This window comes from Rhizobium sullae, from assembly GCF_900169785.1.
Classification (GTDB): Bacteria; Pseudomonadota; Alphaproteobacteria; order Rhizobiales; family Rhizobiaceae; genus Rhizobium; species Rhizobium sullae.
The window spans coordinates 170,892-196,833 of record NZ_FWER01000012.1 but is presented as its reverse complement, the minus strand read 5'-3'; the positions used below and the strand labels follow the sequence as shown (position 1 = coordinate 196,833).

General features: G+C 60.7%; 28 protein-coding genes. 16 read left to right on the top strand and 12 right to left on the bottom strand.

All coding sequences use genetic code 11. The annotated features are described in order from the left end of the window. Positions 1–67 precede the first annotated feature (67 nt). From BN1800_RS13135 to BN1800_RS13115, 5 genes are all read right to left on the bottom strand, one after another. Positions 68–679 carry a PRC-barrel domain-containing protein gene (locus BN1800_RS13135; protein WP_027507805.1) on the bottom strand — a complete coding sequence of 204 codons (612 nt, stop codon included), beginning with the start codon at positions 677–679 and terminating at the stop codon, positions 68–70. A 243-nt stretch (positions 680–922) separates the two neighbouring features. Then, entirely contained in the window at positions 923–1,810 is an 888-nt protein-coding gene (locus tag BN1800_RS13130; RefSeq protein ID WP_027507804.1) for an SMP-30/gluconolactonase/LRE family protein, read from the bottom strand. 4 nt (positions 1,811–1,814) lie between these two features. Continuing rightward, positions 1,815–2,447, bottom strand: a complete 633-nt coding sequence (locus BN1800_RS13125; protein ID WP_086998130.1) for a 2-dehydro-3-deoxy-6-phosphogalactonate aldolase — start codon at positions 2,445–2,447, stop codon at positions 1,815–1,817. A 13-nt stretch (positions 2,448–2,460) separates the two neighbouring features. Beyond that, positions 2,461–3,378: a 2-dehydro-3-deoxygalactonokinase gene (locus BN1800_RS13120; protein ID WP_086998050.1), complete on the bottom strand. Its 918-nt coding sequence runs from the start codon at positions 3,376–3,378 to the stop codon at positions 2,461–2,463. Further along, a complete protein-coding gene (locus BN1800_RS13115; RefSeq protein ID WP_086998048.1) occupies positions 3,378–4,148 on the bottom strand; it encodes an SDR family NAD(P)-dependent oxidoreductase in 771 nt (256 codons plus the stop codon). Before BN1800_RS13115 ends, BN1800_RS13120 begins: the two co-directional genes overlap by 1 nt. A 97-nt stretch (positions 4,149–4,245) precedes the next feature. Here BN1800_RS13115 and BN1800_RS13110 point away from each other — a divergent pair, with 97 nt between their 5' ends. Both BN1800_RS13110 and BN1800_RS13105 read left to right on the top strand, forming a co-directional pair. Then, complete coding sequence (locus BN1800_RS13110; RefSeq protein ID WP_027507800.1) at positions 4,246–5,040, top strand: IclR family transcriptional regulator; 795 nt, start codon at positions 4,246–4,248, stop codon at positions 5,038–5,040. A gap of 233 nt (positions 5,041–5,273) precedes the next feature. Beyond that, the gene (locus BN1800_RS13105) at positions 5,274–6,005 is read left to right on the top strand and encodes a helix-turn-helix transcriptional regulator (protein ID WP_086998045.1); all 732 of its coding nucleotides are present in this window, start codon (positions 5,274–5,276) and stop codon (positions 6,003–6,005) included. Positions 6,006–6,068: 63 nt separating this feature from the next. Here BN1800_RS13105 and BN1800_RS13100 read toward each other — a convergent pair whose 3' ends face one another. Beyond that, the gene (locus BN1800_RS13100) at positions 6,069–7,043 is read right to left on the bottom strand and encodes a small ribosomal subunit Rsm22 family protein (protein ID WP_086998042.1); all 975 of its coding nucleotides are present in this window, start codon (positions 7,041–7,043) and stop codon (positions 6,069–6,071) included. Positions 7,044–7,555: 512 nt separating this feature from the next. Between BN1800_RS13100 and apbC the strand changes: the two genes are divergently transcribed. The 11 genes from apbC to BN1800_RS13040 all read left to right on the top strand — a co-directional run bounded on the left by apbC (position 7,556) and on the right by BN1800_RS13040 (position 17,778). Continuing rightward, positions 7,556–8,716 carry an iron-sulfur cluster carrier protein ApbC gene (apbC, locus tag BN1800_RS13095; protein ID WP_086998039.1) on the top strand — a complete coding sequence of 387 codons (1,161 nt, stop codon included), beginning with the start codon at positions 7,556–7,558 and terminating at the stop codon, positions 8,714–8,716. A 410-nt stretch (positions 8,717–9,126) separates the two neighbouring features. Next, positions 9,127–10,104 (top strand): magnesium transporter CorA family protein, encoded by a 978-nt coding sequence (locus BN1800_RS13085; protein WP_086998036.1) that lies wholly within the window; start codon positions 9,127–9,129, stop codon positions 10,102–10,104. 17 nt (positions 10,105–10,121) lie between these two features. After that, a complete protein-coding gene (locus BN1800_RS13080; protein ID WP_027507795.1) occupies positions 10,122–12,020 on the top strand; it encodes a potassium transporter Kup in 1,899 nt (632 codons plus the stop codon). A 148-nt stretch (positions 12,021–12,168) separates the two neighbouring features. Further along, positions 12,169–13,347, top strand: a complete 1,179-nt coding sequence (locus BN1800_RS13075) for a cell wall hydrolase (protein WP_086998033.1) — start codon at positions 12,169–12,171, stop codon at positions 13,345–13,347. Positions 13,348–13,629: 282 nt separating this feature from the next. After that, positions 13,630–13,974, top strand: coding sequence for an AtpZ/AtpI family protein (locus BN1800_RS13070; RefSeq protein WP_027507793.1), 345 nt, complete (start codon positions 13,630–13,632; stop codon positions 13,972–13,974). A gap of 70 nt (positions 13,975–14,044) precedes the next feature. After that, positions 14,045–14,797 carry a F0F1 ATP synthase subunit A gene (locus BN1800_RS13065; protein WP_027507792.1) on the top strand — a complete coding sequence of 251 codons (753 nt, stop codon included), beginning with the start codon at positions 14,045–14,047 and terminating at the stop codon, positions 14,795–14,797. Between the two features lie 68 nt (positions 14,798–14,865). Further along, positions 14,866–15,093 (top strand): F0F1 ATP synthase subunit C, encoded by a 228-nt coding sequence (locus BN1800_RS13060; protein WP_027507791.1) that lies wholly within the window; start codon positions 14,866–14,868, stop codon positions 15,091–15,093. Between the two features lie 79 nt (positions 15,094–15,172). Continuing rightward, entirely contained in the window at positions 15,173–15,817 is a 645-nt protein-coding gene (locus BN1800_RS13055) for a F0F1 ATP synthase subunit B (protein ID WP_027507790.1), read from the top strand. A gap of 3 nt (positions 15,818–15,820) precedes the next feature. Next, positions 15,821–16,312, top strand: a complete 492-nt coding sequence (locus tag BN1800_RS13050; protein ID WP_027507789.1) for a F0F1 ATP synthase subunit B — start codon at positions 15,821–15,823, stop codon at positions 16,310–16,312. An 82-nt stretch (positions 16,313–16,394) separates the two neighbouring features. After that, positions 16,395–17,156, top strand: coding sequence for an aminoglycoside phosphotransferase family protein (locus BN1800_RS13045; RefSeq protein WP_086998030.1), 762 nt, complete (start codon positions 16,395–16,397; stop codon positions 17,154–17,156). 178 nt (positions 17,157–17,334) lie between these two features. Beyond that, positions 17,335–17,778, top strand: coding sequence for a DUF4168 domain-containing protein (locus tag BN1800_RS13040; RefSeq protein WP_037140688.1), 444 nt, complete (start codon positions 17,335–17,337; stop codon positions 17,776–17,778). A 154-nt stretch (positions 17,779–17,932) separates the two neighbouring features. Here BN1800_RS13040 and BN1800_RS13035 read toward each other — a convergent pair whose 3' ends face one another. Together BN1800_RS13035 and BN1800_RS13030 are read right to left on the bottom strand one after the other, a co-directional pair. Then, entirely contained in the window at positions 17,933–18,625 is a 693-nt protein-coding gene (locus BN1800_RS13035) for a ribonuclease HII (protein ID WP_027507786.1), read from the bottom strand. Positions 18,626–18,813: 188 nt separating this feature from the next. After that, the gene (locus BN1800_RS13030) at positions 18,814–19,971 is read right to left on the bottom strand and encodes a PA0069 family radical SAM protein (protein WP_086998027.1); all 1,158 of its coding nucleotides are present in this window, start codon (positions 19,969–19,971) and stop codon (positions 18,814–18,816) included. 138 nt (positions 19,972–20,109) lie between these two features. Here BN1800_RS13030 and BN1800_RS13025 point away from each other — a divergent pair, with 138 nt between their 5' ends. Together BN1800_RS13025 and BN1800_RS13020 are read left to right on the top strand one after the other, a co-directional pair. Next, positions 20,110–20,628 (top strand): glycosyltransferase family 2 protein, encoded by a 519-nt coding sequence (locus BN1800_RS13025; RefSeq protein ID WP_027507784.1) that lies wholly within the window; start codon positions 20,110–20,112, stop codon positions 20,626–20,628. Between the two features lie 185 nt (positions 20,629–20,813). Then, positions 20,814–21,128, top strand: coding sequence for a hypothetical protein (locus BN1800_RS13020; RefSeq protein WP_027507783.1), 315 nt, complete (start codon positions 20,814–20,816; stop codon positions 21,126–21,128). A 44-nt stretch (positions 21,129–21,172) separates the two neighbouring features. On the opposite strand, the gene moaB is transcribed toward BN1800_RS13020, so the two are convergent. The 4 genes from moaB to BN1800_RS13000 all read right to left on the bottom strand — a co-directional run bounded on the left by moaB (position 21,173) and on the right by BN1800_RS13000 (position 25,599). Further along, entirely contained in the window at positions 21,173–21,724 is a 552-nt protein-coding gene (gene moaB / locus BN1800_RS13015; RefSeq protein ID WP_086998024.1) for a molybdenum cofactor biosynthesis protein B, read from the bottom strand. Further along, positions 21,724–22,611, bottom strand: a complete 888-nt coding sequence (locus BN1800_RS13010) for a 4-(cytidine 5'-diphospho)-2-C-methyl-D-erythritol kinase (RefSeq protein ID WP_027507781.1) — start codon at positions 22,609–22,611, stop codon at positions 21,724–21,726. The genes moaB and BN1800_RS13010 overlap by 1 nt, the downstream gene beginning before the upstream one ends. 6 nt (positions 22,612–22,617) lie before the next feature. Beyond that, positions 22,618–24,450, bottom strand: coding sequence for a tetratricopeptide repeat protein (locus BN1800_RS13005; protein WP_086998021.1), 1,833 nt, complete (start codon positions 24,448–24,450; stop codon positions 22,618–22,620). Positions 24,451–24,582: 132 nt separating this feature from the next. Continuing rightward, complete coding sequence (locus tag BN1800_RS13000; RefSeq protein ID WP_027507779.1) at positions 24,583–25,599, bottom strand: polyprenyl synthetase family protein; 1,017 nt, start codon at positions 25,597–25,599, stop codon at positions 24,583–24,585. Positions 25,600–25,707: 108 nt separating this feature from the next. Between BN1800_RS13000 and BN1800_RS12995 the strand changes: the two genes are divergently transcribed. Next, positions 25,708–25,935 carry a putative signal transducing protein gene (locus tag BN1800_RS12995; RefSeq protein ID WP_086998018.1) on the top strand — a complete coding sequence of 76 codons (228 nt, stop codon included), beginning with the start codon at positions 25,708–25,710 and terminating at the stop codon, positions 25,933–25,935. Positions 25,936–25,942: the final 7 nt, after the last annotated feature.

The window sequence follows — 25,942 nt, the reverse complement described above, 5'->3', positions numbered from 1 at the left end:
TACTCTCTATAGAAAACGGCGGCGCCCAACTGGGCACCGCCGCCTACGCTATACTCACCGCGCGGGATTACTTATTGGTCGAACCCGTAGCGGTCGGGTCTGACGGCATCGTGCCCGAAGGCGCCGGAGCCCTTTCAGCAGCCAGGGCCTGCAGGGTCTTGAATTCGGGAGCGGCCTTCAGAGAGTCTACCGTTTCGGAGGTCGTCAGCTTAAGGCTGCCGTCCTGAGTGTTCTGGGCAACGGTGATCTTGTCCATCGGCACTGCGACGTTCTTTTCGCCAAGACCAATGAAGCCGCCAACACCAATCACAGCAGCAACCAAGCCGCCATCTTTCTTCATGATCAGGTCGTTGACGCTACCGATGCTTTCGTTCTGGCCGCTATAGACAGACTGGCCAATATAGGAATTGGCGCTGATCTGGTCCGGACCCTGTTCTGTCAGGTATCCGCCAGCACCTGCCTGCGCCGTATCTGTCGTTGGGGCCGGGGCCGGAGCCTGGGCCTCGTTACCAGCCGGAGCGGTTGCATTCGGCATCTTTGGTGCTGCCGGGTCGGCCGGAGCCGTCTGGGTTGCATCGGGGGTGGCCGGCTGCGGTGCAGTCTGCGAGAATGCCGCCGGCGCGAAAGCCGTGGCAAACAAGGCGCCAGCGGCAACGGTCGTCAGAAGTTTGCGTGTCATTTCGAACCTACCTTTGTGTTCCTCGAGTGGGTCTTAAGCGCGGCCGCCGGTTCTGTTCTTGGCGTCTTTTTCCGTGCCGGTTCAAAAGGAAAATGACTGGATAGGCTTTTGGTTCCGGGAATAGACACCGAAAATCGCGCGATCTTCACGGAATTTTTATCGATATGCGTGTGATTTTGGCGGCTGCAACGAATACGGCGCGCTTCCGCCGGAAACGCGCCGTATTCGTTGAAGATTTGCTTTTCAGAGCACGTAGACCGGGTCGAAAACGCCCTTAACCGTCACGCCAAGCTCCAGCAGCGCACCGGCCTGCGGCTGCGATGAGCGCGCGGTGTCGTCGAGCCCTTCCCAGGCGGTCGTCACTGCCAGCCGGTCCGCATTGACGCCGATGAAGGCCGGACAGGAGGGCTGTGCGGCAGGAACCTTGTAGCGGGCGATACGCAGGCCGTCCGGGCTGTACCGGTCGACGACGCCTGCACCCCAGCGTGCATTCCAGATATAGCCGTCCGCGTCGCAGACGGAACCATCGAGGCCGCCGGGATCATCCATGCTGTCGACCATCACGATCGGCTCGCCCGCCGGAAGCCCTGTCTGCGGATCAACCATCACGCGCATGAGGCGGCTGATGCGCGTATCCGTGTAATAGCCGATTGTGCCGTCGGGCGAGAAGCAGATTGAATTAGGAATGCTGATGCCGCTGAAGATCTTCGTCACCTTGCCGCCTGCAACGTGATAGATCGCGCCTGCCTGGCTCTCCGCCCGCTTGCTCATCGTACTGATCCAGAGTGCGCCGGATGGGTGCGTTCGGCCGTCATTCGAGCGGTTTTCCGGGTTGTCGTTTTCAAGCGCGGCATAGAAGGTCAGATTGCCGTTGCCAATATCGCGGACGAAAAGCCCTTCTTCGGTTGCGAGCAACTGGCGCTTGTCGTCGATGCGCGCAAGCACGCTCGCCATCATCGGAAGCGGATGCATCTTCTTTTCTTCAGTGCCGAGGTTCAATTCGTGCAGTTCCTTGCCGAGGATGTTGAACCACCAGACGGTGTCGGTGTCCGGATCGTAGGTCGGGCCTTCGCCAAGTACCGAACTGGTATTGCAAAGCGTTTTGCCCTCGAACTCGTAAATCTCAGTCATATGCCTACGCTCCTACGGCTGCGTCATAGGCGTAAATGGTAGCCTTGGCGCGCTCGGCAACCTCCGCGGCCGTCATTCCGGGCATGTAAATGCTGGTGCCGAGGCCGAAGGCCAGAATGCCCGCTTTCGTGTAGTCCGCGAAATTCTTGTCGGAGACTCCGCCGACCGCCGCAATCACGAGATCGGGCGGCAGAATGGCGCGAATGGCCGTTATGCCCGAAGGTCCAAGCACGCTGGCGGGGAAGAACTTCAGGCCCGTAGCGCCTGCGCGGGCGGCGGCGAGGGCCTCGGTCGGCGTGAAGACGCCCGGCATCGAGACCATCTCGTAGCTGCGCGCGCGGATGATGACGTCAGGCTCGACATTCGGCGTGACGAGCAATTTGCCGCCGGCGTTGTGAAGGCTGTCGACGGCATCGACCGTCAGCACGGTGCCCGCGCCGATCAGGCATCCCGGCGGCGCCATTTTCGCGGCAATTTCGATCGACTTGAAGGCCTCGGGCGAATTCAGCGGGATTTCGATCGCAGTGAGGCCGTTCTCGATCAGCGCGCTGACGACGCTTTCGGTTTCCTCCGGCTTGATGCCGCGCAGAATGGCGATGAGCGGACGCTTCATGGAAGGGAAAGGGATGCGGTTGATCATGAGAAATTCCTCAATTCGGCCAGATGGCTTCGGCAGCGGCCGAAAGCCCGCGGCGCACGGCCGTGTCGGCATCGATGGCGGTGTATTTTACAGATAGGAACTTGAAGGCCGTTTCATAAAGGCCCTGGAGGTGGCCCGAAGCGACGAGCGTGACAGGCGTGTCGTTCGGAGCATCGGAAAGCGCGCCGGCGATTTCGAGACCGATCAGTGTGCCGGAAATCCTTGCCTGCGCACCGGCCGCTGTCAGTCCGTGAAGAAGCTGGCCCGAGCGTGCGGTAAAGAGAAGGTTGGACGCAATGGCAGGCTGCCTAAAAGCGGCCGAAACCGCTGCCTTGAAGGCGGAATTGCCCGCCTGAGCCTCGTCGGCGCCCGCAACGGCATGCGACAGGATCGTATGCTTGCTGATCGCGTCGAAGAGTTCGCCGGTCATGAAGGTCGAAAACCCGATCACTTCGCCATCCTGGACATGAACCCATTTCGAGTGCGTGCCTGGCATGCAGACGGCCTGCAATCCCTTGCTGTCGGGGCCAAGTGCGCCGAGCAATTGCGTTTCCTCTCCGCGCATGACGTCGGGCGATGCCTTGTCGCGCTGGGCAAGGCCGGGGAGGATACGGACATCCCGGCTTTGGCCCGGAACGGAAACGGCGCCGGCGAGGATCGAAGAAATCGAGGCGGGCACGTCGATATAGCCCGCCTCGATCCAGCCCTGCTTGGCGCCGACCATGCCGCAGGCGATGACGGGCACGTTTTCGGGCACCGAGAGTGCGGCGAGATGCGACGCCAGCACATCGGCAAAGCCGGACTTGGCCGCCGTTGTCATGCCTTCGCCGCTGCGGCGCTCGCCAAGAACGCTGCCGTCCTTACCGATCAGCCAGAGCCTGAAACTGCTCGTACCCCAATCCACCGCGACATAAGCGGGATTTGCCATCAGAAAATGCCTCCATCGACAATCAAGGACTGCGCCGTCACCGCGGTCGCGCAGTCGGATGCAAGAAACAGACACGGACCGACGATCGCATCGGCATGCAGGACCTTCTTGAGGCATTGCCGCTTGATAGTCTGCGCAATGCCCTCTTCGGTCAGCCAGAGCTTCATCTGCCGTTCGGTCACGATCATGCCTGGCAGGATGCAGTTGACGCGGATATTGTCCGGGCCAAGTTTGCCCGCCAGGCTCTTGGTGAGACCGATCACGCCGGCCTTGGCAGTGGAATAGGCCGGAAAATCCGGCATGTTCAGGAGAAATGCGATCGATGACATGTTGATGATCGCGCCGCCGCCTGCCGCCCGCATGGAAGGCGCGACAGCCTGGGCGGTGAAGAAGACATGGCGGAGGTTCGTCGCTTGGTTGTTGTCCCAGTATTCTTCGGTGACTGCGTCGAAATCATGCCGGTCGTCCCAAGCCGCATTGTTGACGAGCACAGTGATCGGTCCCGATTGTGCGACCACCGCATCAACGGTCTGCCGGATCGCGCTGATATCGCGAAGGTCGGCCTTGAAGAAATGCACAGGATGCTCGCAATCGCGGGAGAGCCGCATCGCGAGTTCCCGGCTTTCCGTTTCGGCGATGTCGATGAAGGAAACCTTCGCACCCTGCCGGGCGAAGCCCTCCACGATCGCCGCACCGATGCCGGCGCCGCCGCCCGTTACGAGCACGCTACGATCCGTGAATTCCGGAAACTGCGCGACTACACCGCTCACGGTACTCTCCAATGTTCCGGTATTTGGAACTCAATTTGACTATGTGGAATTATCCGATTACGCTGCCAGCTGTGTCAAGGCCGACGGTAGGCAATCAATGGCTCTACGAAAAGATATATCGAGAGAAAATGAAACGGGGACCTTGGGCAAGGCGATAGCGCTACTCGACCTCGTGACGCATGCCGAACGTCCCCTGCGCTTTACCGATATTCTTGCTCTCGCCGGCCAGCCGCGCGGCACGTTGCACCGCCAACTCGGCCATCTCGTCGAAGAAGGGCTCCTGGAATTCGACGCCGACGGACGCTATGCGCCGGGGTTGCGGCTTCTCGATCTCGCATCGCGAAGCTGGGCGAAGAACGAATTCCGGCTGATTACCGAACCGCATCTCAGGCATCTGCAGCAGATGAGCGGCGAGACCGTCCATCTTGGCGTTCTGCGCGGAGCCTCTATCATCTACCTCGACAAGATCGAAGGTCAGCAGTCTGTCCGCATGTATTCGCAGATCGGCAACGCCTCGCCCGTCTATTGCACCGGCGTCGGAAAGGCTGCTCTTTCGGTTTTGCCGGACGATGCGCTGGAAGCGCTGGTGCGAAGGCTCTCCTTCGATAGCTTCACGCCGCAGACCCTAGTTTCGGCCGAGGCATTGCTGGCCGAAGTGACGATAATCCGCAAAACCGGCTTCGCCTTCGACCGCGAGGAGCACGAGCCAGGTATCCGCTGCATCGCGGCGCCAATCGGGATGGAGGATGGAAGCTTTACCGGCGGCGTTTCGATCACCGGTCCGGCCTACAGGCTGACGATCGAGCGTCTCGAGGAATGGGCGATCCCCATAAAGCAGGCTGCGGCATGCATCGCGGATGCCATGCGCGTCCGTCTCGGCCCGCGCCGATAGCAGCCTACGTGACGATGCATTCGGCTGGACGCTTTCACAGAGCACGCTTATGATGCGTGCGATATTGAGATTTGGCTGCGAATCACGCCAACTGCGGTAGTTTGTTAAATCGTATAGTCTCTTCGGCCATTGTATTTCGGCCAGGTTGTTTTTTATTTCATGCGGGCGCGTTTGGCTTGCGGGCACAAATTGATCTGAAACGGCGCCGCCGCTCTTGAGAAGACGAAAAGTAGATGACAGCACTGTCACGGGCATCTTTCGATGCAGATGGATATATTCAGGAAATTGCGGGTCTGAAGACCCAGTTCGACATCTTCCGCTTCATGAAGCGCGTGACGGAAGCTTGCCGGAGCAGGGCGTTCATGGTCCTCAATTTGCCACCGGTCACGTCATTCGAGCTCCAAAGTGCGACGGTGATCACCAGTTGGCCGGCCGAGCTCCTGTCGCTTTACGATCAGGAAAACCTGCTGGCGAACAGCCCTGTCATACGCCGTCTGCGCACGTCGTCGGTTCCCTTTTTCGTCGACGTCACCAAGGGCCATCGGCGGGACGACGGCAAGACTTCAATGGCCGTGACGCTTTTCGAGCGCTTCAAGATGATGCGTTGCGCGTTTTTCCCGACACACGAGCCATCAGGCATGCGGGGTGCAGTCTCGTTCGCGGGCGATCGCGAACCCTTCGCGCCCGAGGAGATGCGGGACCTTTTCTATATCTCTATCCATGTCTTCGACAGGCTCGCCGAAATCCGCAGTCTCGATACGCGCATGACGGATGCGCTGACGGATCGCGAAATCGATTGCCTGAACTGGACGGCGGCAGGAAAGACCAGTGCGGAAATCGCCGATATCCTCAATCTCTCGGAGCATACCGTCAATCACTACCTGAATCGCGCGACGAAGAAGCTCGACACGGTCAACCGGACGCAGGCCGTCGCCAAGGCGCTGCGCATCGGCATCATCAAGTGACCCTGCTGAAAATATTGGCAGTTTGGGTCAAAAGATGAGCAGGGTTGCTTCCTTCATCCGTTGCTATTCTCGGTCGCTTTCCAGCGCGTCGCCCCAATTCGCCCGTCGCGCCCATTTGAAGGTGGCGCCATCGCGTTTGGAGAAGGTGCGCTCGCCGGCCGTTCCGTCGCTTTGACAGAGCTTCAGTCTGATCACCCCGCCCGGGCCCTGAGGCGGCGCGATGATGCGGGCCTGGGGAGCCTCGTCTGCCAAACGGCTTGCGGCGATGAAGATATATTTTTCGTCCTCCCACGGCACGTCCGCATCCTTGACCAGCCGGTGCATTTTCGAACGGGCGACGCGGCGTGAAAAATGACACCAATCCGGCCGCGTGAGAGGACAGTCCGTCGCATGCGGGCAGGGTGCTATCAGGTGCGCCCCTTTTGAGAGCAGCAGATCACGCGCGGTGAGAATACGGTCCCAGCCGGCCGGTGTTCCGGGTTCAATGATGACGAGCGTGCCTAGCGTCAGCGCCCAGAGCTTGTCGATCGACGCGGCGATCTGATGCGGCTCTATCTCATCGAGCACATAGGCGATGGTGACAAGATCGGCGGGCGCGATTTTCGGCAACGCCTTGATAAGATTGCCATCCAGCCAATCTGTCTGAAGGTCGAGCCTCTCCGAGAGTCTTCTGCCGACGTCGCGGATTGCGTCGCTTGCCTCCACCATCACGGCGCTTTTGATCTCAGGCCAGCAGCCAGCGGCGGCCCAGAGTGCCGAGCCTGGACCAGCCCCGACATCCACGAAATGCTCAGGCGCGAAATCGGGCCGGGCTTCCGAAATCATTTCATAGGCGGCGCGGATCGCGGCATATGTGGCGGGCAGCCGTGCGGCGAGATAAGCCTTGGCTGCAAGACCGTCGCTGATGTGGAAGCTGCCGTCGCGCAGTTCCTGGCGATAACGGCTGGAAAGGCGTGCTGCGGCGCGCTTCAGCCCGTCGAGCGGCTGGCCCTCCAGCATCTCCTCCACCTGTTCGCGCAATATTCTTGGCAATTCCATCGCTGTCGCCCGTGTTGATCGATCACCCCATACAGCCGGGTAACTGCCATGCCAAGCGGCATATGAAGCGCTTGCCTATCATCATCTGGCACGAGCCTTGCTTCCTAGTCTGCAGAGGTCCAGAGGGGACTTTGGAAGAGCGCCAAAAAAGAACGGCGCCATCGGCAACCCGCCGTCCGGCAGCGTTGATGCATGTCTCCTGCAGCCGTTGCCGGCGGCGGTTGTTGCCTTTTTGTAACGACCCTCCCATGATGTCGCTCCACCCCGTGTTTTGGGGTGATTTTCCCTCTGGTTATTTCCGGACATTGTTCTACTTCGGCCTGCGTTGCGCCGGGTATCGGGCAGACCGTTGCGGCCATCGGGGCGAAAGCCCGGCGGACCAGATGGCCGCAACGGATTTCGCCACGAACTTGATCGCGCGCGATTTCCGTCGCCCTTGATGCCGATTTCGTTTGGCGAAGCCACAGCCCTCCACTATCTACCTCTTTTCAAAGACTGTGCGTGAGGGTGGAATGACGGACGTCACCAAGGAACAGATTCTCGAAACGCTGAAGACCGTGCGTGGTCCCGATCTCGAACATAATATCGTCGAGCTCGGCATGGTATCCGACGTCTTCATTTCGGACGGCAAGGTCTATTTCTCGATCACCGTTCCGGCCGAGCGCGCCAAAGAGCTCGAGCCGCTGCGTCTGGCCGCCGAGCGCGTCATCAAGGAACTGCCGGGCGTGAAGGGTGCGCTCGTGGCACTGACCGCCGACAAGAAGGCGGCCCCCGCATCCGCACCCGCCGCGCGTCCCGCAGCAGCTCATGCCAGCCACGGCCATGAGGGTCATGCACATGCCCCGCAGCAACAGCCGCCGCGCGCCGGCAAGATCGGCGTGCCCGGCATCAATGCGATCATAGCGGTTGCCTCCGGCAAGGGCGGCGTCGGCAAGTCGACGACAGCCGTCAATCTCGCGCTCGGCCTGCAAGCGAACGGACTTCGCGTCGGCATTCTCGACGCCGATATCTACGGCCCCTCTATGCCGCGTCTTCTGAAGATTTCCGGCCGCCCGACGCAGATCGACGGCCGCATCATCAATCCGATGGAAAATTACGGCCTCAAGGTCATGTCGATGGGTTTCCTCGTCGATGAGGAGACGGCGATGATCTGGCGTGGCCCGATGGTGCAGTCGGCAATCATGCAGATGCTGCGTGAAGTCGCCTGGGGCGAACTGGACGTACTGGTCGTCGATATGCCGCCCGGCACGGGCGATGCGCAGCTGACGATGGCCCAGCAGGTGCCGCTTGCGGGCGCTGTCATCGTCTCCACGCCGCAGGATCTGGCGCTTGTCGATGCCCGCAAGGGGCTTAATATGTTCCGCAAAGTGGAAGTCCCGGTTCTCGGCATCATCGAGAACATGAGCTATTTCATCGCGCCGGATACCGGTACGCGTTACGACATTTTCGGCCATGGCGGTGCGCGCAAGGAAGCCGAGCGCATTGGCGTGCCCTTCCTTGGCGAGGTTCCGCTGACGATCAATATCCGCGAAACCTCAGATGCAGGCACGCCGCTCGTCGCCTCGGAGCCGAACGGCATTGTGGCGGGCATTTATCGCAATATCGCTTCGAAGGTCTGTGAACAGCTTGGCGGTCAGCCGCAGCGTCAGGCGCCGACGATCGTTTTCGAGTAGCTGTTTCAGTCCGCCGCATACCCAAATTATGGGGGAAATGTGGTGAAATTGCCCGGTTCACGTAAGATGACTTGATTATTTCACAGCTTTCCGTCATATGGCCCGCCGTCGCCATGATGGCGGTTTCTGCGGATGCTCGATGATGGCCGCCCTGCTTGAAAAGTTTCGGCCAGCCTGCATGTTCGGAGTTATCTTGTCGATCGAAGGATTGGTGACTGCGATGCGGTTGAGCAGAATGCACGGCCGGGTTGTGACCGGATGCAGCTGGAGTTGTATGAACGTTTTTCCGCGTCCGGCAAGATCGAAGACTGTTAGCCCGTACGGCGCCGTGACGGCGGCCGTTCCAGTGAAAGGCTTTCGATGAAAAGCGCAGGCATTGCAAGGCATGCCGGCGGCTGGAGCAACGCCCGGTGATCACTGCTTATTGTTCAAATTGCAAGTCGGTCGAAATCCGCGATCTGTCGCACGGCGCGGAGTTTCCGGACGATGTGGTGTGGATCGATCTGCTAGAACCGACCCGGGAGGAGGAGCTCCACGTCGAAAAGATCGTCGGTATCGAGGTTCCGACCCGCGACGACCTGAAGGATATCGAACCGTCGGCACGCCTCTACACTGAAAATGGTGCTACGTTCATGACGGCTTCGCTGGTCTGGAAGGCCGAGACCGAGGCGCCGACGCTGACGGATGTCGCTTTTATCCTTATCGGAAATCGGCTGATCACTATTCGTTACGCCCATCCGAAATCCTTTGGGCTGTTTATTGCAGCCCTTCATCGGGTGCCGGAGGAGTGGCGAAGCGGCGCTGCCCTGCTTGCCAAGCTGCTTGAGACGATCACAGACCGGACCGCGGAAATCCTCGAGGTCTCGGTTGCCCGCATCGACATCCTTTCGATGCACGTCTTCGGCGACCGCGCCAAGAAGGTTCGCAAACCCTCGAACTATCTCGAGGTAAAGCTCCGCGACATCGCCGGCCACCAGCGCCTTGTCAGCAAGGTGCGAGACAGCCTGGCCTCGCTCGCGCGCCTCATGACCTTCTTCTACACGATCGCCGCGGTTCAGAAGGATCAGGCGACGAAGGAACTATCGCGCACCGTCTCGCGCGATATCCAGTCGCTGACGGAGCACGCCTCTTACGTCGCCGGAAACATCACCTTCCTGCTCGACGCCTCGCTCGGCCTCATCAATATCGAGCAGAACTCGATCATCAAGATCTTCTCGATCGCATCCGTCGTGTTCTTGCCGCCCACACTTGTCGCATCGATTTATGGTATGAATTTCGAATTCATGCCGGAACTGCAATGGGCCGCAGGTTACCCCTCTTCGCTGGGCCTGATGGTGCTATCCGCGGTCATTCCGTTCCTCTTTTTCCGATGGAAAGGCTGGCTCTAAGGAGCCTGTTGTCACTAATGTCCAACGAAAGCCATTCGCACGATCGCCACATGACGCCGCGCAAACTCTTCTATCTTGCGCTCGGCTCCGTCGGTGTCGTCTATGGAGATATCGGCACCAGCCCGCTCTACGCATTCCGCGAAGCGCTGAAACCGGTCGCGCATGATGGTCTCACCCGTTTCGAGATCATCAGCCTTATCTCGCTGATGCTCTGGGCGCTGACGATCATCGTCACCCTCAAATATGTCCTGCTGCTGCTGCGCGCCGATAACGAAGGCGAGGGCGGTACGCTCTCCCTGCTTGCTCTGTTGATGAAGACGGCGAACGGGCACACCGCGTTGCTGCTTACGCTCGGCATGGCGGGTGCGGCCCTGTTCCTCGGCGACGCGATGATCACGCCGGCGCTGTCGGTTCTGTCTGCCGTTGAAGGCGTCAAGCTGATGGCCCCGAGCCTGTCGGCTTACATAGTGCCGATTTCGGCCGCCATTCTTGTCTTGCTCTTCGTTTTCCAATCGCACGGTACCGGCGCCATGGGCCGTTTTTTCGGACCGATCACCGCACTCTGGTTCATCGTCCTAGCGATTGCCGGCGTCTCGCACATCTCCGACGACTACGGCATCCTGGCAGCCTTCAATCCGTATTATGCCGTCAGCTTCCTGCTCGACGAAGGATTCTACGGCATCGTCGTTCTGGGCGCGGTCTTCCTGACGGTTACCGGCGCCGAAGCGCTCTATGCCGACCTTGGCCATTTCGGCCGCCGCCCGATCCAGTGGGCCTGGTTCGTACTGGTCTTTCCTGCGCTCGCGCTGAACTATCTCGGCCAGGGCGCGCTCGTCCTCGGCAATCCGGAGGCGATGTCCGACCCCTTCTATCTGATGTTCCCGAAGTGGGCGCTGCCTTTCGCTGTCATTCTGGCGACGGCCGCAACGATCATCGCCAGCCAGGCGGTAATCACGGGCGCCTTCTCGCTTGTGCGCCAAGGCATCAACCTCGGTTTCCTGCCGCGCATGGAGATCCTCTTCACCTCGGAGACCAATACCGGGCAGATATTCTTGCCGACCGTCAACACCGTGCTCTTTCTGGGCGTCATGTTCCTGGTTATCACGTTCCAGACGTCAGAAGCTCTTGCAACGGCCTATGGTATCTCGGTCACTGGCGCGATGGTCGTCACCACGATCATGGCTTTCGAGTTCGTGCGGACGCGCTGGAACTGGTCGATTCCGGTGGCTGCCATCGTTCTTGTGCCGCTGCTTGTGCTGGAGCTGATCTTCCTCGGTGCCAATCTGCTCAAGATCCATGACGGCGGCTATATCCCGATCCTGATCGCCACCGCCTTCATCGTTGTCATGTGGACCTGGCGCCGCGGCACGGCGCTGCTCATGGAAAAGACCCGGCACACCGACATCCCGCTGCCGTCATTCGTCAGCTCTATCGAACGCAAGAGCGATCATTCGCCCGCCCATGTCCCCGGTACTGCGATTTTCCTCACCAGCGATCCGGAGTCGGCGCCTGCCGCCCTGCTTCACAATCTGAAGCACAACCACGTCCTGCATGACCGCAACGTCATCCTGACGATCCGCACGGTCAACAAGCCGCGCGTTGCGAACTCTGAACGCTACAAGGTCGATCAGGTTTCCGAGCGCTTCTCGCGTGTCGAACTGCTCTTCGGCTTCATGGAAACGCAGAACGTCTCCCAAGCGCTCGCGGCACTCAGAAAGACCGGGTTGAAGTTCGACATCATGACGACCTCCTTCTATCTCGGCCGGCGCAAGCTAGTGCCGGATGCGAAGTCCGGAATGCCCTATTGGCAAGACCGGCTCTATATCGCGCTCGCCAACGCAGCGGCGAACCCCTCCGACTACTTCCGCCTTCCGGCGAATCGCGTGGTCGAACTCGGCTCGCACGTCATCATCTGACATTCCTTCCAAACATTCTTCTCCCCGCCAGGGGAGAAGCCGAAAAACCGCTCACGGATGAATTCTGGGACACCGCATTAACCAAGCATCAAGGTTAATGGGTGATTTTCGTCTGACTGTTGAAGCGTCCCGTGTCCGGAGTCTGGCGTTGCGTCGAAATCGCGTTGTTCGCAGCAAGCTGCGTTCCCTCCCTCAGAGCTGGATTTCACCCGCCATCTTCGGCATTTGCGGGTGGCTCGCATTCCCCACCGTCGCATCGCATGCCGATCTCGCCGCCATGCTCGCGGGGCTTGATCAAAGCCGTGACAACTGGCGCATGGTGATGACCAATTCGCCCGCCGGCTCCATTCATCAGGCCGAACTCGCTTTCGCAGATCCGATCGTGACGGGAACGATAGCGGCCGGCGCGGGCATGGTTCTTCCGGATGGCCGCAAGGTCGCCTTCGTCGCGAAGGGCAAGGGCCACGAGGCGACGCCCGATGAGGAGCGCGTCAACCGCGGGACCAAGAAGGGCCGCATCGTGGCCGTCGAGAAGATGCAGCCGCCGAAGGATTTCTCCGCAGGCTCCATTCTCCAGCGCACGCAGCTCCTGTTCCAGCCGAGCTTCGATCTCAAGGACAAGTCCGCCTTCGTGAAGCCGAAGATCGTGGGCAAGGAAATCGAAATCGCCACCAATTTCTACAGGAAGCAGCCGGTCATGCCGGCGCCTGGTGTTTCGGCGATGCTTGCAAGCCTTGTTACAAACGACAAGGCGGACGTGTTGGCGACCGCCTATGCGCCGGCAGCCCCGGACTACGCCCGTCAATCGCCCTTCGATTCGATCCTTGCCGATCAGGCAAATGACGGCCGTTTCGTTCCCCAGATACGCGCCGGCGATCATGCCTGGGCGGCGAGCATCCTGCCCGCCAGCGTGTTTTCGGCGCGCGAGCAGCAGTGCCTTGCGTCCGGCATCTATTTCGAAGCTCGCGGCGAACCGGTAAAGGGGCAGGCGGCGGTTGCGCAGGTCATCCTCAACCGCGTCAGGAACCCGGCCTATCCGAAAACCATCTGCGGCGTGGTCTACCAGAACGAAGACTGGCGGAACCGCTGCCAGTTTTCCTTTGCCTGCGACAATATCCGCGACCGCGTGAACTCCGAAAATCACTGGCGCGTTGCCCGCGACGTCGCCATGGCAGTCACGGCCGGCAAGATCTGGCTTCCGCAGGTCGGGTCCGCCACCCATTACCATGCCGTTTATGTCCGGCCGAAATGGGCAAGGACCATGGAAAAGGTCGGCCGCATCGGCCTGCACGTCTTCTATCGCACCTACGGCGGCGGGTGGAGCTGACGAAAAGTCGGTCCGGCAGCGGATTTCACCGCCGATCATCGGCTTCGAAAGCGGATTCTTTCGCTCGAATTTTCAAGGTGGCCAAAAGTTCGGATCAAATCATTGATTCCGAACGATAATTTTATGGCTGGACATAAGCTTCCTACGCCTTGACTATGGTTTCCCCTAAAACTATGTTGCGCGCGACTTCAGAACGGGCCGAAAGGTTTTCACACCTTGTGTCCGTTGTCCTGAAAACCGGGGTAGCGGGGATCGCGGACAGCGGAAGACGAGGAGGAAGCCATGACGGATGACCGCGAGGAAAGTCTTGAAAAGCGCCGTGCGCAGCTGGGAGCGAAGCTCAAAGCCAAGCGCATAGATGCGGGAGAGGACGAGGCGAACGAAGCCCGCGCCGAGGTAAGCCGCAAAGGCTATGCTGAGGCGATGAAGCTTTCGAGCGAGTTCATTTCCGCGATCGTCGTCGGTGCCCTTCTTGGCTATCTTTTGGACCGTTTTGTCGGCACGGCGCCTTGGGGAATGATTGTTCTTCTGCTTCTCGGATTCTGTGCCGGTGTTTTGAACGTTCTTCGTTCTGCAGGCAAGGTTGCGAAACCGGGGCCTGGAGAGGCCGAAAACGGCAAGAAATAGGGCAGGGCGGCAGGCGCCTTGCCCAGTGTGATGATCCCGCAATCGCGGGCCAAAGAAGAGAGAACAAGCGGTGGCTAACGATCCGACCCATCAGTTCCTGATCCAGAAGATTGTGCCGATCGAAATCGGCGGAATTGATTTCTCGTTCACCAACGCTTCTCTCTTCATGGCGGCATCCGCTGCCGTTGCCGCAGGCTTCCTTTATTTCTCGACGTCTAACCGTGCGATCGTTCCCGGCCGCTCACAGTCGGTCGCGGAAATGTCCTACGAGTTCATCGCCGGAATGCTGAAGGAAGGTGCAGGAACCAAGGGGATGCAGTTCTTCCCGCTGGTCTTCTCGCTCTTCATGTTCGTGCTGACGGCGAACCTGCTTGGCATGTTCCCGTATTTCTTCACGGTGACGAGCCAGATCATCGTCACCTTCGCCTTGGCGCTGCTCGTCATCGGCACGGTTCTCGTCTACGGCTTCTACAAGCACGGCTTCCATTTCCTGAATGTCTTCGTGCCCTCGGGCGTTCCGGGCATTCTTCTGCCGTTGGTGGTGACGATCGAAATCATCTCCTTCTTGTCCCGCCCCATTTCACTCTCTGTTCGTCTTTTCGCCAACATGCTCGCCGGTCACATCACGCTGAAAGTGTTCGCAGGCTTCGTCGCCTCGCTTGGAGCCTTCGGTGCACTCGGTGTTGGCGGCGCCATCCTTCCCCTCATCATGACGGTCGCCCTGACCGGTCTCGAGTTCCTCGTCGCCTTCCTCCAGGCTTACGTTTTTGCGGTGTTGACTTGTATGTACCTCAACGACGCAATTCACCCGGGTGGCCACTAAGGATACCGACATTGACGTCAAAGGGCGTCAGTCAATTCGCCGCAACAACCATTTCAAAGGAGTTCAACATGGAAGCGGAAGCAGCAAAGTTCATCGGTGCAGGTCTGGCTTGCTTTGGTATGGCCGGTACGGCTCTCGGCCTTGGCAACATCTTCGGCAACTACCTCGCCGGCGCTCTGCGCAACCCGTCTGCTGCTGACAGCCAGTTCGGCCGTCTGGTTTTCGGCTTCGCCGTTACGGAAGCTCTGGGCATCTTCTCGCTGCTCGTCGCTCTCCTTCTGCTCTTCGCCGTCTAATATTGGCGGGATTGAGGGATCACGGCCTGCGACCAGCAAGCCGTGATCCTTTGTATTTGCAGTACACCTGGAGGTGAGCATGTTTTTTGTGACCCCGGCCTATGCTCAAGAAGCTCCGGCGGGAACGGCAGAACCGGGTGCAGCGCCCGCGACGGACCCGCATGCCGCTCCGGCGCCCGGCTCGGTCCATACCGAGACCGGCGTTCCCAGTGGCGAGCATGGCGGCGGCGGCGTTTTCCCGCCTTTCGATTCGTCGACTTACGCGTCCCAGCTTCTCTGGTTGGCGATCACCTTCGCCATTTTCTTCTTGCTCATGCAAAAGGTCATCACGCCGCGCATCGGCGGTATCCTGGAGCAGCGCCACAAGCGCATCTCGCAGGATCTCGACGAGGCAAGCCGCCTGAAGGCGGAAGCCGATGCGGATGTTGCAGCCTATGAAGCTGAACTCGCTGCGGCCCGGGCCAAGGCGAACTCGATCGGCTCGGCCGCTCGCGACGCCGCCAAGGCTAAGGCCGAAGACGATCGCCGCGCCGTCGAAGCCAGCCTCTCCGAGAAGCTGAAGGCTGCCGAAGGCCGCATCGGCGAGATCAAGGCCAAGGCCTTTGCAGACGTCGGCGCAATTGCCGAGGATACGGCCGCTGCCGTTATCGAACAGCTGATCGGCGGCACAACCGCCAAGACCGATGTTGCTGCTGCTGTCGCAGCCGCCAAGAAGGAGGCTTGATCGATGGAATTTGCTTTTGATGCAACTTTCTTCGCCTTTGTCGGCCTCGTCCTGTTCCTGGCCCTCGTCGTCTACCTGAAGGTTCCGGGCATGATGGCAAAGTCGCTCGACGACCGCGCCGATCAGATCCGTAACGAGTTGGCCGAAGCCAAGCGTCTGCGCGAGGAGGCCCAGCATCTGCTGGCCGAATACCAGCGCAAGCGCAAGGAAGCCGAAGCGGAGGCTGCGCATATCGTCGCCGCCGCCGAGCGCGAAGCCGAGATGCTGACCGCCGAAGCGAAGAAGAAGACGGAGGAGTTCGTCGTCAACCGCACGGCCCTTTCGGAACAGAAGATCAAGCAGGCGGAAGTCGATGCGATGAAGGCTGTCCGTTCGGCCGCCGTCGATCTGGCGATTGCCGCGGCCGAAACGGTCCTCGCGAAGAAGGCCGACGGCAAGGTCCAGGCCGACCTCTTCAAGGGCGCCGTCGGCGAAGTGAAGACACGCTTGAACTAAGCACTCTTTTCATGTTGATCTGGAAAAGCCCCGGCAACGGGGCTTTTTTATTGGCGGCGGTGCAGCTGCCAGGGAGTTGCCGATGCCGACGGATGAGACGGGTCCCGGACCGATCTTGCGTGACGGGCTTGTATGGCGTGCCACGCGTCCATGGACTACGAATGTGCACGCTTTGCTTGAGCACGTGAAGCAGGGCGGCTTCGATGCTGCGCCCCGATCGGCGGGCTATGACGAGAATTTCGAGCGCGTGACTTTTATCGAGGGTGAGAGCGGCGACCTCGATAATCTCCAAATGCGTTCGGTCACGGTACTGACTTCTGCGGCGCGATTGCTGCGCATCTACCACGATTGCTCGGCGTCCTTTCAGCCGCTCGCCGAAGGCATCTGGCAGCTGAAGCCGCAGCCGCCGTTTGAAGTCATCTGTCACGGCGATTTTGCACCGTACAACGTTGTCATACATGCTGGCAAAGCGATAGGCATCATCGATTTCGAGGCTGCACATCCCGGCCCAAGAACCTGGGATATCGCTTATGCCGTCTATCGGTGGGCGCCTCTGTCGAGACATATCGCGGCAGAGCGCATCGTCACGATAGAAGAGCAGATCAGCCGGGCGCGGGACTTCCTCGACACTTACGGCCTACCAGCCGATCAGCGCGCCGCTTTGCCCGATCTTGTCATTGCGCGTTTGAAGGGGCTCGTCGCTTTCATGGAAGCGGAGGCAGCGCAGGGATCGGAAAAATACCGTAGGGATATCGAGCAGGGCCATCATCGGCTTTATCGCGATGATGTCGGCTACATCCGCGTGCATCGGGATCAAATCGCGGCCGGACTCATGGCCACTTGATTGGGCGGGCAGCAAGCCGAATCGGCAAAGCCTGCCATAAAGCTGCCGCTCGATGGTCGGCAGATCGCCTTGCTATTGCCACACCGAAAACGTCTGAGAGTCACACTGTCGCCGGATCGTTCCTCAACCCTAACCGGCGGCCAAGGCAGTATGCCGTCGTCCACGCCATCACAGAGGAATGAATATGATCACTCGATATACCCCTGTTGCATCGTTGACCGCTGCAGCTCTCAGCTTGATGTTTCTCAGCAACCCTGCCTCCGCACAGCAGGCTGCTCCGGAGCAGCCGGCCCAACAAGGACAAACAGGAAGCCAAGGTGCACCCGCGGCCGTCAGCGATCAGAAGATCGAGGCCTTTGCGGTCGCCTATCTCCAGGTCGACAAGGTTCGGCAGGAATACTCGGCCAAGATCGGAGCAACACAGGACACGGCAGCGAAGCAACAGCTGCAGACCGAGGCCAGCAAGCAAATGGTTCAGGCCGTGGAAGCCTCCCCGATATCACTGGATGAATATAACTCAATTCTAACCGCCGCGCAGAAGGATCCGGCGCTCGTGAAGAGAGTTCAGGATAAGCTTCAGGAATCCGCGCCCGCACAGCAGCCGCCCGCGACGCAGCAGTAAGCTGTGCGCCGGGACTGCACCTGAGTCGTGCGGTTACTGGTTCCATTGAAGCGGCCTGAATGGCCGCTTCAATCATCATGTGTGAGCGGAAGATGCCGCTTCTTTGAAGCCGGACGCAGGTTTCTGTCGCAAGCCAGTTCCGCACTGGCAGCAGTTACTCCTCCAACATTTCGTCCATCATGGCGCCTTCGGTGCCGTTCTTCTTCAACGGCCGGAAGCTCATGCGGTGCAGCGAGCAGGGGCCATGCTGCTCGATCCCGGCGCGGTGCTGCGCCGTGCCATAGCCTACATGCGCGGCAAAGCCGTAGTCGGGAAAGACGAGATGTACGCGCGCCATCATCCGGTCACGCGTCACCTTGGCAACGATCGAGGCCGCGGCGATCGAGACCGAGCGCGCGTCGCCCTTGACGACGGCCTGCCCTGGGCACTCGAGGCCCGGCGGCACGTCGAGGCCGTCGGTCAGCACATAGCTTGCGGGGATAGCAAGGCCGCAGATCGCCCGGCGCATGGCGTCTAGGCTCGCCTTGCGGATATCCGTGAGGTCGATGCGGGTGGAGCTGGACGACGCGATGGAAACCGTCGCGGTTGCGAGGATCTGGACGAAGAGCTCTTCACGCCGCTGCGCCGAAAGCTGCTTGGAATCGTTCAGCCCGTCCGGGATACGCCTGGGATCGAGGATGACGGCGGCGGCGACGACAGGCCCGGCCAGAGGGCCGCGCCCTGCTTCATCGGCGCCTGCGACCGGCCAGTGGCCGGCCTTTCGCGCCTTCAATTCCAGCTTGAAGTCCGGAACGAGCGGCACCTCTTCGAAAAGCAGAGGAGAATCGGGTGGCGTGCGAGGTTTCATGCGGCTGAACCTCGCACACCAACCCGATTTCCTGCAAGCCCCCGGATCAGGGCGGCGTACCGGGGGCTTAGACCGCAAACGGGCAGGGGAGCCGTTCGCGGCTGCAAGAGGCCAGGGCGGCGGCCTCCTGCGGGGGGTAACTCGTTATGCTGGGCGATCTGAGGGAACGCCGGCGCTCGGACGGGCGGCTAAAGCAGCGAAAGCTGCACGCCGCTGCCGTCCGGTGGTACGAAGAGATCGTCGCGAAGCGGCATGCTGCGCCTCGTCATGCCGAGCCTTTTCGTCGCCATCTCGAAGCGCCGGGCGATCTGCCAGGCATAGGGGCCGACGCCTTTCATGCGCTTGCCGAAGTCCGCGTCATAGTCCTTGCCGCCGCGCATTGAGCGCACCAGCGACATGACGTGCCGGTAGCGGTCCGGATAGTTCTGTAGCAGCCAATCACGGAAGAGCGGAGCGACTTCCAGCGGCAGACGCAGGATGACGTAGCCCGCCTCCAGCGCACCGGCAGCTTTCGCCGCGTCGAGAATGCGTTCCAGCTCGTGATCGTTGAGCGCGGGGATCATGGGGGCGGCCATCACCGAGGTCGGGATGCCCGCTTCGCTCAGGGCCTGGATTGCCTCCAGGCGCCGCGGCGGCGTTGCTGCGCGCGGTTCCATCGTGCGCGCGAGCTTGCGGTCGAGCGTGGTCAGTGAAAGTGATGCGCGCACAAGGCCTTTGGCAGCCATCTCCTTGAGAATATCGATGTCTCGCAGGATCAGCGCCGACTTTGTGACGATCGAGACTGGATGATTCGCCTTGTTCAGCACCTCGAGGATCTGCCGCATGATGCGCCATTCCTTCTCGATCGGCTGATATGGATCGGTATTGGTGCCGATCGCGATCACCCGCGGCTTGTAGCCAGGCTTCGCAAGCTCCCGCTCCAGAAGCTTGGGCGCATCCGGCTTGGCGAACAGCCTGGCTTCGAAATCAAGGCCCGCCGAAAGGCCCATATAGGCGTGCGTCGGCCGGGCGAAGCAGTAAATGCAGCCATGCTCGCAGCCGCGATAGGGATTGATCGAACGGTCGAAGGGAATGTCCGGCGACTCATTGCGAGTAATTGCCGTGCGCGGCTTTTCGATCTGCACTTCGGTCTTGAACGGCGGCAGTTCTTCCAGCGTTTGCCAGCCGTCGTCGAAAGTCTCGCGGCGCGTCGGCTCGAAGCGCCCACTGGGGTTCAGTCCGGCCGCACGGCCGCGGCGCCGGTCGACCTCGATGCGAAGGCCGGAAGAGGTGATCATCGCTTCGGCAACATCCGCCGTATTGGCAGGCGCAAACGCGGCCTGCCCTGCAAGGGACTGTTTGTTCATCGGATTCTCCCGCGACCAAGGCCATTGCCTTCGTCCGTCTCGATGATTAAATTCCTATCGTGGAAAGGAGAACAATGCAAGAACAAAATGAGGAACGTGGCGCTGGCAAATTTTTGTGCGGCGCTTTATAAACAGGCAATGTTGACGGTCGTTCTTGAGTGCCAGGATCAGGAACCCGAGCTGGCGCAGACTTTATCGGTGCTGGTGGCGGGTGCAGTCGAAGGGCTTGTAAGCGACGTGGTCGTGCTCGACCACGGCTCGCGCGATGGCACGTCCAGCGTGGCCGATGCGGCTGGATGCCGGTTCCATTCACAGTGGGATATCAAAGACATATTGCGCTCGGCCCGCGGCGAGTGGCTGCTTTTCGTGGAGCCCGGCGCGCGGCCGCAGACCGGCTGGATAGATGAGATCGCCGAATATGTCGCCCTGAACAAGGTGCCGGCGCGCTTCACCGCCTCGCGCGGATACAGACGCCCGTTCTTTCAGCGGGTCGGCCGTTCGCCGCCGCCTCTGGAACTCGGTCTTCTCCTGCCGAAGAAGCAGGCGATCGCCGCCGCAAGAAGCGGAATGCGCCTTTCGGAATTCGCAACGGGACAGAAGCTGCGCAAGCTTTCCAGCGAGCTGATTCCTTCCTGGGTCGCCCGCGCCGCACGGTAGTCATTGCCGTTTCGATGAATGCGCAAAAAAATGGCGCCCGATACGATTTCGCGCTATAATTTGCTCGTGGCGCCGCCCGAGCGCCCCGCTTTATGGCGGTCGACCATGGAATGCCGGTAGACGGCAGAACAGGTCACAGCGGAAGTCTCCTCTTCTGCCGGTTTTCCGGCGGTAGGAGGTGCGTCATGAAACGCAATATGATCCGCGGCCCGCTCGCCCTCATATTGACGACATTGATCATCGCGCATCCGCATTCGGCAGCATCGCAGATGATGCGCAGTTGCGCAGGCCGATCCGAAGTCGTCAGTTTCCTGGACAAGAACTTTGCCGAAAAGCTCACGGCAGTCGGTCTGATCAACCAGAACGCCATTCTTGAAGTCTATGCCGCCGAAAGCGGTACCTGGACGCTCATCATAACGGACGTTCACGGCGTCAGCTGCTTGCTGCTGTCGGGTGATAGCTGGGAAACGATACCCGCTCTGCCGGGCCTGCATACATAGCGAACGCAAGTGTTGCCCTTGGCGCGGCGAGGGCAATGCTTTTTCTATTTCGCCGCACCGCGCCTCAGATGCTCATCGAGCCGCGACATGATCTCCACGAAATTACAGGGCATGTGGCGGTAGTCCAACTGCGCCTTCAAGATGCCGTCCCAGGCATCCTTGCAGGCGCCGGGCGAGCCGGGCAGTACGAAGATGAAGGTCGCCTTGGCGACCCCCGCCGTCGCCCGCGATTGGATCGTCGAGGTACCGATCTTGTCATAGGAAATGCGGTGGAAGACCTCCGAGAAGCCGTCCATGCGCTTCTCGAACAGCGGCTCCAGCGCTTCGGGCGTCACGTCGCGGCCCGTGAAGCCGGTGCCGCCGGTGGTGATCACGACGTCGATGCCGTCGGTCTCCGTCCAGGCGTTGACCCGGGCCGCGATGGCTGCCTTGTCGTCGCGCACGATGGCGCGGTCCATCAGCCTGTGGCCGGCCGCGGCGATCCGCGCCACAAGCGTGTCGCCGGATTTGTCGTTCTCCAGCGTGCGCGTGTCCGAAACGGTCAGCACGGCAATGCCGACAGGAATGAACGGCCGCTGTTCATCGATACCTGCCATCACCTGCCTCCCGAGAGCGTTTCCGTCGCCTGGAAATACCAGTCCGGCCGTTCGCTGTGAAGCTTTGCCGCGGCAGCCTCAGCCGCTTTAGTTGAGCCGAAAATGCCGAAGCACGTCGCACCGGAGCCGGACATGCGGACAAGTCTTGCGCCTGCGCTCTTCAATGCCGCTGAGACGTCTTCGATCTCGGGAACAAGTTCGCGGGCCGGCGGCTCGAGATCGTTCCGGCTGGCCTCGATCGCCGCCAGCCAGTCGCCGCCGCGCAGAGCAAGCGGCGGATTGTTCTTCGCCGTCAGCAGCCGGAATATTTCGGGCGTCGAGACCGCCTTCAGCGGATTGGCAAGCACGATCGCCAAGGAGGGCAGCGAAACGGGTTCGATCTCTTCGCCGATCCCGCGCGCAATCAGCGGCCGGTTTGCAAGGCACATGGGAACGTCGGCGCCGAGCCCAAGAGCGATGGCCGACAGCCTACCGCCGGGCAGGCGGAGGTTCCAAAGCCGCATGAGGCCGCGAAGGGCGGCTGCCGCATCCGCGGAGCCGCCGCCGATACCGGAGGCGATCGGCAGGTTCTTTTCGAGATGGATATGAACCGGCGGTGCATGGTCGCCCTGCGCCAGCGCTGCCTGCCGAAGCATGTCGCGTGCCTTGAGCACCAGATTGCTGCGCGAATCGATGCCGAGAGCGGAACCGAACCGTCCGCTGATCGTGAATCCGTCCGACGGCGAAGTGCAAAAGCCCAGCCTGTCACCATGGCCGGCAAAGGTCACCAGCATGTCCAGCAGGTGATAGCCATCGGCTCTCTGGCCCGTCACATGCAGGGCCAGATTGATTTTCGCAAGAGCATCTTCGGTAACCGCGAAGCCGGTGCTCATGCCCGCATCAGGCATGGCTCGTCAGGACTTCTTATCGGCCGGCGGCGGCGTAACAGGCGCCGGATCCGGCTGCTTCTTGTCCGCAGCCTTGGCGTCGTCGTTTTGCGTCGTCAGGCCGTTGGCGATCTTGTCCTTGATCCTCGGAATCTCGCTCTCTTCCGGCTCCGAGCCCAGCGCCCGGTTCCACTGATAGACGGCCTCGAGCTTGCGTCCAACGCGCCAGTAGGCGTCGCCCAAATGGTCGTTGATCGTCGCGTCGCCAGCCTTGATCTCGGCGGCCTTCTCCAGTTCGGCAACGGCATCGTCGTAGCGGTTCAGGCGGTAATAGGCCCAGCCGAGCGAGTCGATGATGTAGCCGTCGTCCGGACGCAGGTCGACGGCCTTCTTGATCATCGTCAGGCCTTCGTCGAGGTTGCGGTTCATGTCGATCCAGGAATAGCCGAGATAGTTCAGAACCTGCGGCTGATCCGGGTTGAGGTCGAGCGCTTTGCGGAAGTTCGGCTCCGCCTGGTCCCACTTCTTCAGGCGTTCATAGGCGATGCCGCGCTGGAAGAAGACCGTCCAGTCGGCGCGGCGCGGCAGCGGGCCGATCACCTCCACCGCCTTGTCGTAGTTCTCCGCCATTTCCGCGTAGTCCTTGGCGTCGGAAAGCACGCTGCCATAAGCGAGATAGGAGCGGACGTCTTTCGGGTCGGAATCGATCAGCGCCTTGAGATGCTTGCGGGCCTCGTCCGTCTTGCCGCCCTGTGCCAAGGCAAGGCCGAGCTGAAGCTCCGAGATGCGGCGCATCGGCGAGTTTTCCGGCACGCGCCTGTAGAATTCGATTGCGCGGTCCGTCTGCTCCTGTTTTTCGGCGATGCCGCCGAGGAGGACCAGCGTATCGGCGCTTTTCGGGTCAAGCGTATTGGCGGTCTGCAGATAGAGCGAGACGATGTCCTCGGCGCCGTCGCGGTTCAGCGCGCTGCCGATAGAGAAAAGCACGGCGGCAGCACCCTGGGCTGCGGTGCGCACCTGCTGTTCCGGCTTTTCGCCCTTCTCGATGCTCTGGCGCAGCGCATTCAGCGGAGCATAGTTGGGCAGCATGTTGTCGCCGACCGAGATCGCGTCGAGTGCCTTCTGCTTGTTGCCCTGCGATGCTTCGAGGCGGGCAAGCGCCATGACCGAGCGCATGAAGGTATCGGGCGCGGTCGCGCCGCCGTCCTTGTCCAGAACCGCGTCGTTCAGATGCTTGCGCGCGGCCGTCACATTGCCGGTCACAATCGCAATCGCGCCCGCATGATAGTTCTGGAAGATGCCGAACCATTCCGGGCCCTTCATCTTCTCGACCATCGACAGCGCTTCCTTGTTCCGGCCGGCGCCGGCGCGCGCCCAGGCGAGCAACAGGTCGTTCATCATGCGGTCGAGGTCGTTCGGGCCGTCATATTTCAGGATCGCTTCGGCGGTCTTGAACTCGCCGCGGCGCATCGCATCCATGCTGCGCACGACGGTGGTGATGCGCTCGACGGACGGGTCCTTCTTCAGGTCGTTGGCATATTTCACGCCATCTTCGATGTTGCCGTTCAAAAGCAGCGAGATCATCAGGCGCTGGCGGATCTCCGGGTTGCCCGGTTCGATCTGCAGGGCCTTCTTGTAGAGCTCGATCGCCGTCTTGTAATCATGGTCGACATCGGCCGTGCGGGCAGCGAGGAATGCGCCTGCGAAAGTACCGACCGTATCCGGGTCGAAGATCACGTTCTTGCTGGCATCATCCGTCTTGGCCGCTTCTTCGGCATTCACGCCGCCAAGCGCGCCGAGCGAAAGGACCGCTGCAAGGGCTGCGCTCGAAAGAAGACGGATGGCATATCTCTGCCGCATTAGAAAACCTTTCATCAGGGCAGCCGATTCATCCGGCCGGCTGCGAAATCAGTTGTTATGACTGATTCACAATAGGATGGCTTTTTTGAAGCGGCCCCGCAAGAAAATCAGCCCGCGATCAAGGACCTTTGATCAGTTGACCCGCTCGATGCAGAAGTCGATCACTTCCATGAGGGCCGATTTCCAGGCTGTTTCGGGAAGCGGCGCCAATGCGTCGCGGGCGATCGTGCCATAATGGACCGCCCGGGCAATCGTGTCGCTCAGCGTGCCGTATTTAGTAATGAGGCCGAGGGCTTTTTCCAGGTTGGCATCCGTGCTGTCGCCGCCCTCGATTGCATCGCGCCAAAAGGCCCGCTCGACCTGCGTTCCACGGCGATAGGCAAGGATGACTGGAAGCGTGATCTTGCCTTCGCGGAAGTCGTCGCCGACATTCTTGCCGAGATCCGCAGCCTTGCCGCCATAGTCCAGCGCGTCATCGACGAGCTGGAAGGCAAGGCCGAGGTTCATGCCGTAGGATTTCATCGCGTTGCGGCCGGATTTGCCGGCGTCCGCGACGATCGGACCGACTTCGGCAGCAGCGGCAAACAGTGCTGCCGTCTTGGCGCGGATGACGGAAAGATAGTCGTCCTCCGTCGTCTCCATGTTCTTGGCGACGGAAAGCTGCAGCACCTCGCCTTCTGCGATGACGCAGGCGGCGGACGAAAGGACGTCGAGCGCATCCAGCGAGCCGACATCCACCATCATGCGGAAGGCTTGGCCGAGCAGGAAGTCGCCGACGAGAACGCTTGCCTGGTTGCCCCAGATCGTGCGCGCTGTCGATTTGCCGCGGCGAAGATCGCTTTCATCAACGACGTCGTCATGCAGCAGCGTTGCCGTGTGCATGAACTCGACGCTGGTTGCGAGCTTGACGTGGTTCTCGCCCCTGTAGTCGAAGAGACAGGCCGAGGCGAGCGTCAGCATCGGGCGCAGGCGCTTGCCGCCGGAAGAGATCAGGTGGTTTGCGACCTCCGGGATCATCTGCACGTTGGAACCGGCCTTCGAAAGGATAAGCTGGTTGACCCGCTCCATGTCCGCCCGGGTCAAATCGACTAGGGGCTTGACGGATGCCAGTTTGTTTTTGCTTTCTTCAAGCGGTATGACCACGCCCAACGACCCGGACTCCTGTTCATTCTTTGGGATTGACAATAGAAAGGGGCGATTGAAGCGGCAAGGGGTGAATTGTCGCGCAACACAGAATTGAAATGGAAATGACCGCAAATGCATGAACTTATCCGCGCCAATGACCCTGTTCTATTGTCCTATGCGCAGAGTCTGCTGGAGGATGCGGGGATTCATTGCTTTGTCGCGGATCAGGGAATGAGCATTCTCGAAGGCTCGCTCGGCATGCTGCCGCGCCGTCTGCTTGTCGGGGAGGAGCGGGCCGATCAGGCCCGCCGCATCCTGACGGATGCCGGCCTCGCCGGTGAACTCCGCACGTCGAAATGACGCGGCC